General features: G+C 57.3%; 14 protein-coding genes and 2 pseudogenes. 11 read left to right on the top strand and 5 right to left on the bottom strand.

Annotation, left to right across the window (positions count from 1 at the left end; genetic code table 11):
- Window positions 1–42 precede the first annotated feature (42 nt).
- From LOY37_RS18145 to LOY37_RS18125, 5 genes are all read left to right on the top strand, one after another.
- On the top strand, window positions 43–1,098 hold the full coding sequence (locus tag LOY37_RS18145) for a phage late control D family protein (RefSeq protein WP_258715453.1): 1,056 nt from the start codon (window positions 43–45) through the stop codon (window positions 1,096–1,098).
- A 25-nt stretch (window positions 1,099–1,123) separates the two neighbouring features.
- A complete protein-coding gene (locus tag LOY37_RS18140) occupies window positions 1,124–1,675 on the top strand; it encodes a glycoside hydrolase family 19 protein (RefSeq protein ID WP_258715452.1) in 552 nt (183 codons plus the stop codon).
- Window positions 1,672–2,184 (top strand): lysis protein, encoded by a 513-nt coding sequence (locus tag LOY37_RS18135; protein WP_258715451.1) that lies wholly within the window; start codon window positions 1,672–1,674, stop codon window positions 2,182–2,184. Before LOY37_RS18140 ends, LOY37_RS18135 begins: the two co-directional genes overlap by 4 nt.
- 155 nt (window positions 2,185–2,339) lie before the next feature.
- Complete coding sequence (locus tag LOY37_RS18130) at window positions 2,340–3,134, top strand: DNA adenine methylase (protein WP_258715450.1); 795 nt, start codon at window positions 2,340–2,342, stop codon at window positions 3,132–3,134.
- 171 nt (window positions 3,135–3,305) lie between these two features.
- A complete protein-coding gene (locus LOY37_RS18125; RefSeq protein ID WP_258715449.1) occupies window positions 3,306–3,626 on the top strand; it encodes a hypothetical protein in 321 nt (106 codons plus the stop codon).
- Window positions 3,627–3,713: 87 nt separating this feature from the next.
- Here LOY37_RS18125 and LOY37_RS18120 read toward each other — a convergent pair whose 3' ends face one another.
- The 4 genes from LOY37_RS18120 to LOY37_RS18105 all read right to left on the bottom strand — a co-directional run bounded on the left by LOY37_RS18120 (window position 3,714) and on the right by LOY37_RS18105 (window position 7,803).
- On the bottom strand, window positions 3,714–4,391 hold the full coding sequence (locus tag LOY37_RS18120; RefSeq protein WP_258715448.1) for an SOS response-associated peptidase: 678 nt from the start codon (window positions 4,389–4,391) through the stop codon (window positions 3,714–3,716).
- Entirely contained in the window at window positions 4,376–5,104 is a 729-nt protein-coding gene (locus LOY37_RS18115) for a hypothetical protein (protein WP_258715447.1), read from the bottom strand. Before LOY37_RS18115 ends, LOY37_RS18120 begins: the two co-directional genes overlap by 16 nt.
- A 24-nt stretch (window positions 5,105–5,128) precedes the next feature.
- Window positions 5,129–5,494: a helix-turn-helix transcriptional regulator gene (locus tag LOY37_RS18110; RefSeq protein ID WP_309475532.1), complete on the bottom strand. Its 366-nt coding sequence runs from the start codon at window positions 5,492–5,494 to the stop codon at window positions 5,129–5,131.
- A 554-nt stretch (window positions 5,495–6,048) separates the two neighbouring features.
- Window positions 6,049–7,803 carry an AIPR family protein gene (locus LOY37_RS18105; protein WP_258715446.1) on the bottom strand — a complete coding sequence of 585 codons (1,755 nt, stop codon included), beginning with the start codon at window positions 7,801–7,803 and terminating at the stop codon, window positions 6,049–6,051.
- 532 nt (window positions 7,804–8,335) lie between these two features.
- On the opposite strand from LOY37_RS18105, the gene LOY37_RS18100 reads away from it, so the two are divergent.
- Complete coding sequence (locus LOY37_RS18100; protein WP_258715445.1) at window positions 8,336–8,797, top strand: hypothetical protein; 462 nt, start codon at window positions 8,336–8,338, stop codon at window positions 8,795–8,797.
- Window positions 8,798–8,828: 31 nt separating this feature from the next.
- Here the strand turns inward: LOY37_RS18100 and LOY37_RS18095 are convergent, their stop codons facing one another.
- Complete coding sequence (locus LOY37_RS18095; RefSeq protein ID WP_045194844.1) at window positions 8,829–9,275, bottom strand: acetyltransferase; 447 nt, start codon at window positions 9,273–9,275, stop codon at window positions 8,829–8,831.
- A 269-nt stretch (window positions 9,276–9,544) separates the two neighbouring features.
- Between LOY37_RS18095 and LOY37_RS18090 the strand changes: the two genes are divergently transcribed.
- From LOY37_RS18090 to LOY37_RS18075, 5 genes and pseudogenes are all read left to right on the top strand, one after another.
- A complete protein-coding gene (locus LOY37_RS18090; RefSeq protein ID WP_045194840.1) occupies window positions 9,545–10,207 on the top strand; it encodes a hypothetical protein in 663 nt (220 codons plus the stop codon).
- Window positions 10,208–10,638: 431 nt separating this feature from the next.
- Window positions 10,639–11,595, top strand: a complete 957-nt coding sequence (locus LOY37_RS18085) for a LysR family transcriptional regulator (RefSeq protein ID WP_213603738.1) — start codon at window positions 10,639–10,641, stop codon at window positions 11,593–11,595.
- A gap of 118 nt (window positions 11,596–11,713) precedes the next feature.
- Window positions 11,714–11,974, top strand: a pseudogene (locus LOY37_RS27640) (PAS domain S-box protein); the annotation flags it as partial.
- A 357-nt stretch (window positions 11,975–12,331) separates the two neighbouring features.
- Window positions 12,332–13,279 (top strand): annotated as a pseudogene (locus tag LOY37_RS27635) (methyl-accepting chemotaxis protein); the annotation flags it as partial.
- Between the two features lie 9 nt (window positions 13,280–13,288).
- Window positions 13,289–15,046 carry a bifunctional diguanylate cyclase/phosphodiesterase gene (locus LOY37_RS18075; RefSeq protein WP_258715443.1) on the top strand — a complete coding sequence of 586 codons (1,758 nt, stop codon included), beginning with the start codon at window positions 13,289–13,291 and terminating at the stop codon, window positions 15,044–15,046.
- The last annotated feature ends 41 nt before the right edge of the window (window positions 15,047–15,087 follow it).

Genomic DNA, 15,087 nt, shown 5'->3' with positions numbered 1-15,087 from the left:
GCCCCGCCTTGTGCGGGGTTTTGCATTTCTGGAGAGCAATCCATGCAACCCGTTTTCCGCCTTGTCGCTGACGGCAAGGACATTACCGCGCTGATCAACGACCGGCTGCTGACGTTGCGCACCTCGGACAAGCCCGGCATGGAGTCGGATGAGTTCGAGCTGCGTATCGATGACCGCGATCAGGGCGTGGCGCTGCCTTCGCGGGGCGCACATATCGAGGTGTTCCTCGGCTATGCAGGTCAGCCTCTGGCCCGCTTGGGCCGCTACACCGTGGATGAGGTCGAGTTGTCCGGCCCGCCCGATTCCTTGGTCATACGCGGCAAGGCCAGCGACATGCGCGGGAGCGGCAAGACCACACGCAGTGGCAGTTGGGAAGACGTGCCGCTGCAACAGATTGTTCGTGACGTGGCGGCACGCAACGGCTGGCAGCCGGTCTGCCCGGTGACCACCAAGGTGCCCCGCGTCGACCAGTTCAACGAGTCGGACTTCAACTTCATCACCCGCCTGGCCAAGCAGTACGACTGCACCGCCAAGGTCGGTGACGGCAAGTTGCTGGTGTTGCCGCGACAGGCCGGGCAAAGCGCGAGCGGCAAGGCCCTGGGCGCGGTCACCATCACCCGTCATGACGTTAGCCGCTACCAGTTCCGCCTGGGTGACAAGTCGACCCAGAAGGCGGTGCAAGCCAAGCACCAGGACAAGAAGAGCGGGGCGCTGAGGGTGGTCGAGCTTGGCAACGACGAGGCACCGGACGGCCTGCCGCCGGTGCATACCGATCGACACATCTACCCGAACAAGAGCGCCGCCGAGCAAGCCGCCAAGGCCCGCTTGGCCGCGTTCAACCGCAGCACTGCCGGGGTGCGACTGGAGATGCCCGGGCGAACCGACCTGTTTGCCGAGCGAATGATCAGCGCCCAGGGCTTCAAGGTCGGTCTTGATGGCGAGTACCTGGTGGACTCGGTGGAACAGGTGTTCACCCAGTCCGGCTGGAGCACCACGGTCGAGTGCAACGGCGGCAAGAAGGGCAAGGCCAAGGCCAAAGGCAAGAAAAAGAAACAAACCAAGCCACTGAAAGTGGTCGAGCTGTCCCCGTCGGCCTGACGTGGCCATCACTGGAGAAACATCGATGTCTATCACCGCGCAGCAGCTACTGCAGATCCTCCCCAACGCCGGCAAACAAGCCGGCGTTTTTGTTCCTGGCCTCAATGCCACCATGGGCAAGTACGCCATCATCACCCGCCTGCGCATGGCCGCGTTCATTGCCCAGATCGGCCATGAGTCTGGCCAGCTGCGCTATGTCCGTGAGCTGGGTGGTGACACCTACCTGGCGAAGTACGACACCGGCAGGCTGGCCCAGCGCCTGGGCAACACGCCAGAGGCCGACGGCGACGGCCAGAAGTATCGCGGCCGTGGGCTGATTCAGGTCACCGGGCGCGCCAACTACCAGGCCTGCAGTGAAGCCCTATTCGGCGACAGCCGATTGGTCAACACACCTGAGCTGCTCGAGCAGCCGGTCTATGCCGCGATGTCGGCGGGCTGGTACTGGCAACGGGCGGGGCTCAACACCCTCGCGGACAGGGGCGACTTTCTCGCCATCACCAAGAAAATCAACGGCGGTACCAACGGTCTGGCGGATCGCGAAGAGCTGTATGAACGTGCCTTGAAGGTGCTGCAGTGAAGCCCCTGGATTGGCAACTGCTGGCCCTGGCGCTGCTGCTGGGGCTTGCCATGGGCGGTGGTGCCGCCTGGGCCTGGCAGGCAAATAGCTACGAAAAGGCGCTTGCCCTGCAGGACGCTGACCATCGGAGGGAGCGAGAAGACGCCGCAACCGGCGCGATCAATCGGCTCGGCCAGGAACAAACCCAGCGCCGGACGCTGGAGGATCGCCTGCAGGCGAGTGATCAAGCCCACTATCAGGAGCTGCTCGATGCCCAACACATTCAGGCTCGCTTGCGTGACCGCCTTGCTACTGCTGATCTGCGGTTGTCAGTCCTACTCGACGCCACCCAGGGTGGTTACTGTGGGGTGCCAGCCACCACCGGCGCCGTCGGCGTGGTTCATGGAGGCATTCGAGCCAACCTTGACCCAAGACATGCTCAACGAATTATCAGCATCACCGATCGAGGCGACAAAGGATTGATCGCCCTCAAGGCCTGTCAGGCCTACGTGCGCGCTATCACGCGCTGAAGTGAAAAGGAGCGGGCCAGGAGGATGCGTCAACATCCAGCTGGCCCACCGAACCCGCAGACCCTTCCTGCAAGTCCAGCCGAGGCTCCTGCTCCGTGCACAAAGCGCGGCGAGCCTATCACCTGTTTATCCATACAGTAAAGACTTGCTATCAAATGACGACTCCAATCATTCCCTGGATGGGCGGCAAACGCCGCCTGGCCGACCGCCTTATCCCTCTCTTTCCCCCTCACGAATGCTACGTCGAGGTCTTCGCCGGTGGAGCTGCGCTGTTCTTCATGCGCCCGCAGCCCGCGCCGGTAGAAGTGCTCAACGACCTCAACGGCGACCTGGTGACGCTCTATCGGGTGGTGCAAAACCACCTGGAAGAATTCGTCCGCCAGTTCAAATGGGCCCTCAGCTCGCGCCAGATTTTCGAATGGCAGAAGATGACCCGGCCTGAAACCCTCACTGATATTCAGCGTGCCGCCCGGTTCTTCTACCTGCAGCAGCATGCCTTCGGCGGCAAGGTTACGGGTCAAACGTTCGGTACCGCGACAACCGGTCCGGCCATCAACCTGCTGCGCATTGAGGAGAACCTGTCGGCCGCGTGGCAGCGGCTGGCCGGTACCTACGTGGAGAACCTCTCCTGGCTGGAATGCGCCGAGCGCTACGATCGAGCGCACACCTTCCACTACATGGACCCGCCGTACTGGCAGACCGCCGGGTACGGGGTCGACTTTCCGTTCGACAACTACGAGCGGATGGCCGAGTTCATGCGGTGCTGCAAGGGCAAGGTGATGGTCAGCATCAATGACCACCCGGATATCCGGCGTGTGTTCGAGGGCTTTCATTTCGAAACGCTGGATATCCGGTACACCACGGCCAATCAGCGGCAAGGCAAGGCTGAAGTGACGGGTGAACTGGTGATCATGAACTGGACTCCTTCGGCTCTTGGGGGGTTATTTTAATCTAAATAGCGTCTGAATTAGTCTGACGACCTCGATGGCTAAGATAAGAGAAAGTTCGGTGATCATATAATTCTCCAGGCTGAGTTTGGCCGTCCGGCGCATTAGTGGGCGTCGGTTGCGGTTTGCTTTAGGTTGCTCGGCGATTAAATATAAATTCGGGGCGGGCTGTCAATGCTCTTGAATATATTTCTTAGAAGTCGGTCGCAAAGCCGCATCCCTCCGTTATGCCGGGGGCAGAGAGCAGGAAGGGTATTAGCCTGCACAGGCTGCTTAGGCGTCTTTGTTAACTTTGCTGCCTTTGGCTACTTAGGCGTCTTTGTTAACTTTGCTGTCTTTGGCTACTTAGGCGTCTTTGTTAACTTTGCTGTCTTTGGCGATTTAGGCGTCTTTGTTAACTTTGCTGTCTTTGGCGATTTAGGCGTCTTTGTTAACTTTGCTGTCTTTGGCGATTTAGGCGTCTTTGTTAACTTTGCTGTCTTTGGTGATACTTAGGCGTCTTCGTTAATTTTGCTGCCTTTGGTGACTTAGGTGTCTTCGTTAACTTTGTTGTCTTTGGTACCTTTGTCAGCTTGGTTCTCTTTACACGGCCTCTATTGAGGTAATCAAGCCCGCCCCTTGGTTTCGAACGTTACCTACGGAGGCTCCAACCCGAAACCACTCGAATGCCTCTGAGGGCTCGCCCAGGTTCAGGGCCATTTGCTCGGCCTGTTCTCTAGATGTAGTCGGAGCAAGCCACTCCCTGGCCAGATCCGGTGCCAGGACTACAGGACGGCGGTCGTGCACGTCGACCATCCCGCCTACGCTGTCGGCAGTGATGATCACGAAGCCATCATGTTCATTCGACTCGGCGCTGAACTGACCGATACCCGCACACAGGGCAGGGCGGCCATCCTTTCGCCTAATCAGGTAGGGCTGCTTTTTCGGTCCGCCTTCATCGACCCACTCGAACCAGTTGTCGATCGGTACGATAGCCCGGTGCGGCCAGATTGATCGGAAGAAGGGGCCGTGGGCCACTTTTTCTACTCGAGCATTGATAGGCGCTGAGTGGTCCGTTGCCCAGTGCGGCCGCCAGCCCCAGCGCACCAGGTCGGCATGAAGCACACCATCATCCAGCCGCAGTAAAGCAACGCGGGTGGTTGGGGCAACATTATATCGATCGAGTGGCTGCTTGCCGACGGAGTTGGCCAGCGGATGGCTCATGCTCAAGGCGTCTACGAAATCATGAATGCCACGGTACTGGCTCAATCTTCCGCACATCCCGGCTCACCTAGGTTATCCGCAACAAATCCCTGCCCATGGCAGGTCTCGCAGTCTTCGCGCTGAGCGAACGAATCACAGCACGCCGGACAACATATGAATGGCGAGTATCTCACCCGGTCCCGCAACAGGCGGTACCGCGCCCACTCTTTCTCCTCAAACGCTTCCTGCGCCAAATCAATCAGTACCCGGTATGCATCAGGGTCATCAACACCCTGCAGCATCCTGCCTTCAATCATCCTCGCGGTCTCAACCAGGCGGTAGACCCTGCCGTCGGCTCCAACCAGCCGCAGTCCCTGGATCACCCCCAGCTCACCTGAGGTTCGCAGCACGATTCGAAGTCGATCCGGCTCCTGGATCACCATGCCGTCGCAGCTGAATGCCTCCGTTCGGTTCTCCTTGTAGTAGTTGCCCTGGCGGATGCAGCCGATTCGCCGGTGCCCACCCACCGGCACAACGTTGTAGCTGGATGCTCTGCAGTACAGATCATTGGCGAACTGTTCCTCCAGAGCGGCGCTGTAAGCTGCTTGGGCTTGTTCGGATAGATCGTGCACTTCCAGCGGGTCGAGCAGCTCAAGGGCCTGCAGATCGGCGGTGGCCATTCGCATGACCTGCAGGTAGACCTCGGGGTTGCTCAGCCTGAGATGCTCGTTGCGCAGCGATCCGTTCCAGCGAGCCAGGGCTTCTGGCTTGCTCAGTGGCTTCTTGTTCACTGGGTGATTGCCCCTGGGTGAAGATCATTCGATCAAATGAAAGTCATCCCTGGTCCTGGGGCACGGAGTAGCCCCTCTCAAATTATCTCCCTTCATTGGTGGGTGGCCTGGAAGGAAGAACAATCCTTCTGCCTCCAGGGCGTAGGCGAGGGCCTGCATCGTGACGCGGCGCAGCTCGGCCCCTTTTTCCAGGCGCCTAATCGCACCAGGTGATACGCCCGAACGGAATGCCAAAGCTTCAATGCTCCAGCCAAGCATCGTGCGTGCTTCGGCGCAGTGATCACTGCGAAAGCCCAGTGGCAGGTTTTCCATAAGCCATTCCATGGTTGGTTTCTGTGTTTCATCCAGAGCCAATCGAATGGCTTGAATGTCGTCTTCGTCTGTAGGCATTGGCGCTCTCGCATAGCTGTATGTTTATACAGTGTAAGGCTTGGCGAGAGCGTGCGCAAAAAATGGTAGGTGTTGGCACACCGAGGTCTGCGCACGGGCGTTGGGGGATTGGTTTCTAGGGCAAATTTAGGGCAAAACTAGGGCCGCTATAGGCCGTTGCAGCCCGATAGGAAGAGTTCTAGTATCAGCAAAAGCGGGCCTATGGCGGCCTGTGATCCGCTGCGGGCGGGTTCAAATCCCTATCATGCCTGATCTACCACCAAGTGGAGGCATGCGGCAGCTCGGCCGAAGAAATTGAGCGTCTTAGATTGATAGCGGAACCGCTCTGCCAAGCGGTGACAGATTACCAACAGCGGTCTTTAGGTCTTTAGGAGCGCCATCAGGAACACCCCATTAGGAAGGGCGCGGGGCAAACCGTACGCCAAACCATGCCACTCAGCGCTAACCACTGCCATTTTACCTGAGCCAAACAAAAGCCCGAGGCCCTTTTGACTGGGGATCGGGCTTTTTTGTGTCACTACTCCAGCACAATCCGAGTATGTGCTGGTTAAACCTTATTTTTGATTTGGTTGTGCCGCAAAGTATTCATTTGCTTTGTTTATAAGGTCGGTGGTGAACTTTCCACGCTTTAAAGAGTCTGTCGATGGAGTGCCAGTGGATTTGATGATTTGCTGGCAAGTTATAAAGTGCTCCATGTATGGTTTGTCTTCGGCGGTGAGCGACAGAATTATCTTATTCGCATATTCTTCGGCGGCTTTTGAGGAGGGTGCAGGTATTTCAGTTTTTCCGTGAACTACCCATTTGTAGACCTGGATAATGTGCCAGCGAAGCTTGATGAAATTCTGCGCTCCGTTTTTACGGCCATTTACTAATGTGTTGTATTTGTAAAGGGCTAAAGCAGAAGCGTAATAGAGAGATTCATGGTCGTTGTCGCAAAAAAGCTCCTTGCCGCTAGTTGAGAAGATTTCCTTGACGTATCTGGCCGAATGATGCGCTTGATTTAACACCATCGCCGCATAGCAGCGAGCTAGTTCACGGACGTCGAAAATTCGAGTGAACTGATAGCCGGCTTCTTTATATTCGTTCTCGCGGCGCTCAAAGTAAATTCTGTTTTCTGGTGCGGCTTTAGCGTTCTTCGCGTCAAAGTATTTTTGAACCAGTTTGGCTTTGCCCTTCAAACCATGGAAAGACTCTGTGTTTACTTCGGTCTGGTTGTTGGTGGCGGAAATTATATCTTCTGATACATCTGTATTGGCGGACTCGATAAATTTTATGATGATATTTACAGAGTCATCTAGGAGGTGGCTATTCATAAATAATGTATTGCTGGTTTGGCAGCCGTTGATTACTTGATAGTTTGTTAAGTTGATTTCCTTTGTGTTGGGGGTCAGTGTAAGCTCTGGCGCAACAATTGTGATCCCGTTGTTGAGTACGGAAAACAAATTCTTTTTTTCCGCATCGTTAAGAGTGGACTTGATTTTGTTGTTGACTTGATTGCTTTCGCCCAAAAAGGATCGGACATTCTCTTCAAATACTCGATGATTTAGATTGCCATCGGCATCTGATAAGACATTGGTCACAAATTCTTTTGCGTTCGCAATTCCGATATATGACTGGGGGATGTTTGGAATTTTAGGCATTCCAAAGTAATCAATTAGCCTAAGGGCTGCTTCGTTTTTCTCGGTGGCATTCGCATATAGCTTTAGTAGTTCGGCTCGTCCGAGTGGTGTTACATGTACTTCACCAAAAAGGTCTTTTTCTTTAATTTTAATCTTTAGCGCATCAAAAGAGGCCTTTATTTCTCGTTCCTCTTTGTAATTGCCGCTGGTGCAGTAGTATGCGTGAAGGTTGGGGAGACGGTTTTTTATTTTCTTTAAGTTATCAAAGATTTCTTTGATTATTTTTAAAGCGTTATTGTTGAGTTTGCCTTGTGGGTATTGAGGCTTTAGTGTGATGAAGTCTTCAAGGCCAACGCTGAAATTGTTAATGTCTGCCTTTTTGAAAGCTTCACCGCTCTTGCATTGAGTGAATATAATGTCGGCGCTTAAGTTGGTTTTGTGGGTCTTGAAGATCTTCTGGACGTCATCTAGCGTTGTGATTAAGTCGCCGTCAATGATGATGGCGATTCCGTCAATTGATGCATCATCTTCATCAGTGGTGATGTCTTTCGGGTTGAATCTGCCGAGGTAATGCTTTGAGGTAATACAATAATTGCAGAAGTATTCGAATAGTTTGGATTCGACAGTTTTTTTGGAGTATTGGTATTCTTTTTTTAGTTCTTCAATATTTTTTTCGATGATGATATGCATGGCGGTCCATTGCTATGGCTTGTTGGCTAGGTGCCAGTATGCCACTGAAGCGTTTGCTTTTGGTACATGGGTACAGGAGAGGCGGGCGCTTAGAATTGATGTCTGGGCATCTGAACGATGCGTCAAGTGGTAGGTGGGTGGTACAAAAATGGTAAATGCTAAGAGCTTTCCGCTCTAAGCCCACGTGATTCAAGCTTTGCGAGAAAAACAGCTCCAATCCATCATAGGCGCAACGCTGAACCGGCGAGACGGCTCAGAGCGCGGGTTTACTGGGGTTGAGGCGGATTCTAGGGGCATGTTCTACGACGCATTTGCAGCCATTCAGGGGTGTTTTTGCTTTGCGTGGTTTGCTAAAGCATGCCGGCGCTAATCAAAAACAAAGGTGCTCTAGTCTACCAAGAGTACCGAGCGTTCGCTCGTAACCAGTCTACGACGAGAGGCGTTTCGTACAGCCCCTGAACAGGGCTCATGTAACCCGACAATGCGCCGATACCGTGCTGCGGAAAGTCCATAAAAGGCAGGAGCCTGAACATTGTTCGAACACATCTGGCGCAGCATCCATTCCCCGGGCTACTTCCCCAACGTACTGGAATGGATGATCGATATTCTCCTCAACCCGTTCATGGTGGTTATGTGCCTGATGGTCGGGGCGCTGGCCGGTAAAGGGTGGCGAGCCATCCCCTACGGCAGCCTCACCTGTTATGTGCTGTTCCTGAGCCGCTCGCCATTCTATCGGTGGGAAAGCATTTTTCCCGTAGCCGGGCTGCCCGCGCTGTTGATTGATGGCGCACTGTTGGCCCTGCTCGGTTTCTATTTGAAGGGCGTACTCAGAACCCGCTCAGCAGCAAGACCCGAAGGTCATTGGTTGCGCTGGCTTTATCAAAGCCTGAAGGTTGTCATGCTGACAATCGTGGTGGTGTTCTGGGTAGTCGTTGTGCTGTTTGTCTTGATCTTCACCGTCTCGGTCGCTACCCAACCGTCACTGGCGCACTGACCCAATTCCTGCTTGGCAACCCAGAACCGTTTCAGGCCGTTGCAGCCGGCAAGCTCATGTGCAGCAACGGGAACGGCCGGCCTTCGCCATCCAGCGGCGAACGGCCAGTCTGAACAAAGCCGTAATGCAGATAAAACCCCACCGCCTGGGGATTTTGCTCGTTTACGTCAACGCTCAGGGTATCCCGCGAATCATGCGCGTAATCCAGTAGCGCTCGGCCAATGCCTTGCCCGCGCAGGTCGGGATCAATGAAGAGCATCTCAACGTGGGTTTCGTTGAGCCCGATAAAGCCCAGCGGGCGGTCTTCAGTGTCTACTGCAACCCATAACTCAACCGCGGGTAGGTAGACGTCGCGCAGTTGCGGCAGCAGCGCGTCTATGTCGGATGCTTGCAGGAAGTGGTGGGTGGCGCGCACGGAGCGCAGCCAGAGGTCGAGCAGTTGCGGGTAGTCGGCAGCGTTAGCCTGACGAATGATCATGGAATCATCCTTGTGCACTTGATATCGGAGTAGAGGTACGCCAGGGAAGTGTCGGCATCTGTATGACCGCTTCGCGAGTTAACGCCTGGGCAGTGCACGGCAGAGGTAGCCGAAAAGGAGGGGCGGAAAAATTACTGAGTCTCTTTCGATGTGTCAAGAAAACTGGACGCTTGCGAGGCGTCAAGGAGCAACGCTGGGACATCAGTGCTCAGGATGCGATAGCATTGAGCCATTAACGAAGATTTTGCTCACCTGCAAGGGAATGTCTGATGTCGAAAAAAATGGGTTCTCTCGGATTGGCCTTGGCCGTGACCCTCGGAGCCAGCTCGTCGGCAATGGCCGAAGAAAAGCTGTTCAAGGATTTTGCCTTTGACTCGCCACGGTCAGCCTATACCGAAGCCAAGGGCTATTACGACTGCTCGGAAGATCTTCTCGCTCCCGCCATGTGCAAGGATGATGTGGACTTTATCGGCCACAAATTTACCCTGGCCCTGGTGTTTGCAGGCGGCAAACTGAACACGGTTTCGCTGATCAGTGACTTCGATCAGGAGATTTACAACAACGCCATGACAGCACTGAACAAGACGTTCATGTTGAGTTCGATGTCGGACGCCAACACGCAATTGGACTTGATCGAGCTGGCGAGCAGTGCGCGCAATCGCGACGACTACTTGACCCGGTATACCCGCTATGAAGAAGTGGGCGTCGCGGCGGGGGATTTCACTTACACCTTCCTTGAGGGGGCCGATACCTCGAAGAAATACTCCAGTGTCCCCACCTTGCTAAATGGCTCTGCAGATAACATCCGCTGCGCCGAGCTGATGCTGACCGGTGAGGGGGCTGACTCGGCGCTGTACATCCGCTTCTCCTTTCCTAACCTGGAGATGAAAAAAGCCGAAGCTGCGGCGCAGAAGCCGGTCGAATCCTTCTGACCGTCACCGCCAGAGCAAACCCCGCCCCGAGCGGGGTTTTTCATGTCTGTCGGGCAAGCAGAAATAATAAATCTTCCAGGTATTCCAAGTTGTTATAGTTGTGTTCGTTATTTTTATTTCAACTTTGACTGCCTGCTTTATAGGCTGTTTGGAATAACAAAGCAGCCGCTGCCTTGCCGATGTCTGAAAGTATGTTATGCTCGGAAAATAACCCCCGCCGCACCCTCTCTCCCTACCTGTTTTTCTCGCCTAAATTGATGATCTGCATCAGTTTTTTGCTCGCCTGCGGGCTCTATATTGAATTTAAAGGAATGAACAACTCTCCCCGCCACGCTGCGAAGTTCTGGTGTGAAAGTTTATAAAACAATAAGGAATCGCCCGTTAGGTTGAGTGCTGTTTTTACGGCGCTCGATCATCATCCGGTGTTACCCATGAAGTCGACCGTTGTCTCTGTTGCGCGCAAACTCAAACTCTATCAATTGGTGGTCTTCGACCAGGTCCTGCGTAGCGGCTCGCTGGTGGGCGCGGCCCAGGCGTTGAACCTGACCCAGCCGGCCGTGACCAAGATCATCCACGAAATGGAAGCCTTCCTCGGCGCCGCCTTGCTGGTGCGCGGCAACCGCGGGGTGCGTGCCACCGAGCTGGGCGGGGTGGTGGTGCGCCGCGCCCATGCCATGCTCACCGAACTGCGCAGCCTTACCGATGAGGTCAATGCCTACCACAGCGGCACCACCGGCCAGGTCATGGTCGGCTCGCTGACCTCGTCATCGGCCTTGCTGTTGCCGCATACCCTGCGCCTGCTCAAGGAGAGCGCGCCAGGGGTGCTGGTGACGGTGCGGGTCGGGCATATGGACCAGCTGTTCTCAAGCCTGTTGGCCGGTGAGCTGGATATTGTCGTCGGGCGCATTCCCGATGACTGGCGCTGGCACGAGCACGAGCCGCGGCTCAAAGTCGATGTGCTGTGCGAAGAGGGGCTGTGCATCGTCGCCGGTGCCGAGCACCCGCTGCACGCCAGCGGCGGGCCGCTGAGCCTGGCCGAGCTGCATCCGTTCCCGTGGATTCTGCCGCCGCGCAGCGGCCTGTTGCGGCGTACCGTCGACCGCCTGTTCGAGGAGCTGGACCTGGGCCCGCCGGCCAACGTCATCGAGTCGATCGCGGCCCTGACCAACTACGAATTGATGCAGGACCAACAGACCGTCGGTTTCTTCCCCCTGCAAACCACCCAGCAACTGGCCCAGGGCGGCAAGCTCAAGGCCTTCGACCTTGGCAAGCCGCTGAGCTTTGGCAGCATCGGCTGCTTCTACTCGGCCAATCGCAGCCTCGACCCGGCCAGCCGGCTGTTCCGTGAATGCCTGACCCTGGCCAACCAGCCCGGCGAGCAAAATTAACCAGGTATTCCATATCGCTATAGCTACAGCCGCTCTATTCATGAGGTATGGCCAATTGCCACACCTACAATGCGGGTAATTACACCCGATTGATCTCGCAATAACGGATACCCAGCGCATGAGAAGCAATCTGCCGGTCACCCAGCAGGAAGTCATCTTCCAGAACCAACAGCGGCTGATTTCTGCCACCGACCTGCACGGCAACCTGACCTACTGCAACGACGAGCTGGTGGCCATCAGCGGCTTCAGCCGTGAAGAGCTGATCGGCAGCCCGCACAATATCGTCCGCCACCCGGACATGCCCGAAGCGGTGTTCGCCCACATGTGGTCGTACCTCAAGGCCGGCAAGAGCTGGATGGGCATCGTCAAGAACCGCTGCCGCAACGGCGATCACTACTGGGTCAGCGCCTATGTCACGCCGATCCTCGAGGGGGCGACGGTCGTCGGCTACGAGTCGGTGCGGGTCAAGCCGCAGCGTGCCGATATCGAGCGTGCCGCCGCGCTTTACCAGCGCATCCGTACGGGCAAAAAGAGCTGGAGCTTCAAGCACCTGGCCAAGGCTGTGAAAGAGCAGGCGCTGGCGCCGGTGGCGCTTGGCGTGCCTTGCCTTGCCGCCGTGTGGTACCTCGATAGCTGGGCGGCGCTGGCCGTGCTGGCCTGTGGTTTTGTCGGCATGCAGGTGGCTGCGCACTGGAACCTGCAGCGCAAGTTCGCCCTGGCCCGGCGTGCCACCGCCGACAGTTTCGACAGCGAACTGATTGCCCGCACCTACACCGACGAGCACGGCGCCGTGGCGCAGTTGATGATGTCGCTGATCAGCGAACAGGCCAAGGTGCGCACCGCCCTCAGCCGTTCCGGCGACTACGCGCAGAAGACCGAAAGCATGGCCGGCGAAAGCGGCAAGCTGGCCCAGGCTTCCGAGTCGTCGTTGCAGCGCCAGCGCGACGAGACCGACATGGCCGCTACCGCCATGACCCAGATGGCGGCGTCTATCTCCGAGGTTTCGACCCACATCCACGACACCGCCCGTGAGGCCGACGACGTCAACCAGCTGACCCGGGTCGGCTCCGAAGAAGCCGGCAAGACTCGCCTGGTGATCGAGAAACTGCAGGACACGGTGAACCAGATCAGCCAGTCGGTGGAAAATTTTGCCGACGAGACCCAGTCGATCCAGATCGCCTCGAACATGATCCGCCAGATCGCCGACCAGACCAACCTGCTGGCGCTCAACGCCGCCATTGAAGCGGCCCGGGCCGGCGAGCAGGGCCGTGGTTTTGCCGTGGTCGCCGATGAGGTGCGGGCGCTGGCGTTCAAGACCCAGGAGTCGACCGAAACCATTCAGACCATCATCCAGTCGCTGCACAGCGCCGCCAACCAGGCGGTGGATATCGCCCGCCAGGGCAGTGACGAGGCCCATGCCGGTGTCGATCAGGTGATCGCCACCCAGAATGCCCTGGAAGGCATCGGCGTGGCGGTCGAGCATATCCACCAGATGACCGAACAGATGGCCGCCGCCTCCGAGCAGCAGGCCCATGTCGCCGAAGACATCAGCCGGCAGATCACCACCATCGCCCAGGTGTCGGAACAGAACGTCGACATAGCCGCCAGTTCCGCCAGCATCGGCCGTGAGCTTGAACACACGGCGCATGAAATGTATGCGCTGGTGGACCGCTTCAACCGCTAGGCCGCGATCATGACCCGAGAGGATTTCGACAAGCTCGCGGCCAACGCCGAGCGCGAGCTGACCAGCATTCCCTACGCGATTTTCGAGGCCGCCGCCGATGCGATTGTCATCACCGATGAATGGGGGCGGGTGCAGGCGATCAATGCCGCGGCGCAGAAGCTGTTCGGCTACAGCTTCGGCGAACTTGCCGGTGCGAATATTTCCCGGCTGATGCCCAGGGCCTACGCCGAGCACCATGATCAGTGCCTGGCGTCCTACCGTGCGGGCGGCGGGCGCAAGCTCAACGGCCTGGTACGCGAGCTGCTCGGCAAGCGCAAGGACGGCTCGTTGTTCGATTTGCACGTAAGTGTCGGCGAGCTGTTGCTGGGTGGCCGGCAACTGCTGATCGGGGTGTGCTATGACATCAGTGAACAGTTGCAGATGCACCGGCGCATCAACCACCTGGCCAGCCATGACACCCTGACCCACTGCATGAACCGCAGCGCCCTGCATGCGCGCCTGCAGCAGGAGATCGCCCTGGCGCAAGCGCAGGTGCAGCAACTGGTGCTGGTGTTCATCGACCTCGATGGCTTGAAAATCATCAACGACAACCATGGTCATTACGTCGGTGACCGGGTGCTGGTTGGCGTCGCCGAGCGCTTTCGCCAGCACCTGACCGGTGCGGGGTTGCTGGCCCGGGTTGGCGGCGATGAGTTCGTGGTGGTGGTGCGTCAGCCGTTTGCCGAACAGGGTGGCATGGGCCTGGCCACACGGCTGTTCGAGTGCCTGCAGGCGCCGCTGCGGATCGACGGCATGGCCTTGGCTGTGCGCGCAAGCCTTGGCGTCAGTACCTGCGCCAATTGCCGGGAAGGGCAAGCGCCGGCGCCGGATCAACTGATCATCGATGCCGACTTTGCCATGTACCAGGCGAAGAAGGCCGGCGGCAATCGCATCGCCTGTTTCAACCCGGCCATGCGCATCACCCAGCAGCGCGAGCAGCAGCGCCTGGAGCGCTTGCGCCAGGCGATCGAGACCGAGCAATTGCAGCTGCATTACCAGCCGCAGTTCGAGCTGGCGGACCCGCAACGGATCACCGGCCTTGAGGCTTTGCTGCGCTGGAACGACGGCGCCAACGGCCCGGTATCGCCCGAGGTGTTCATCCCCCTGGCCGAGCAGAACGGGCTGATGTCGGCGCTCAATGTCTGGGTGGTGACCCGTGCCTGCGCCGACAACCGGGCGCTGATCGAAGCCGGCCTGCTGGATGTGCCGGTGGCGGTGAACATGAGCGGCTACTCGTTCATGCAGTGCGATTTTGTCAGCAAGTTGGCGGCGGTTCTCGAGCGTAGCGGCCTGGCGGCCAACCGCCTGGAAATCGAAGTGACCGAAACCGCCGCGCTCAAGGATATCGAGCAGGCCCGGCAGAACGTTTTGCGCTTGCAAGGCATGGGCGTGCAGGTGTCGATCGATGATTTCGGTACCGGCTACTCATCGCCTAGCACCTTGCGCGCCTTGCCGTTCGAGAAGCTCAAAATCGACCGGGTGTTCATCAGCGAGGTGCAGAGCAACCCGATCGACCAGGCTATCGTCAATGGCTACCTGATGCTGGCCGAGAGCCTGGATATCCAGGTGGTGGCCGAGGGCATCGAAACCCGCGAGCAGCTCGATTACCTCAAGGCCCAGGGCTGTAGCCTGGGCCAGGGCTTCTGGTTCTGCCGGCCGTTGCCGATGGACCGCTTGCTGCAGTTCGTCATGGGCCGTGAGCATGCCGGACGTCGGTTGGTGAGGTAGCGCCAGCAAGGCTTGCCTACACTCATCGGTCGCCTGTGCAA

It is taken from the genome of Pseudomonas sp. B21-012 (genome assembly GCF_024749305.1).
Taxonomy (GTDB): Bacteria; Pseudomonadota; Gammaproteobacteria; order Pseudomonadales; family Pseudomonadaceae; genus Aquipseudomonas.
The sequence above is the reverse complement of the archived record's forward strand: the minus strand, read 5'-3'. Positions and strand labels throughout refer to the sequence as shown.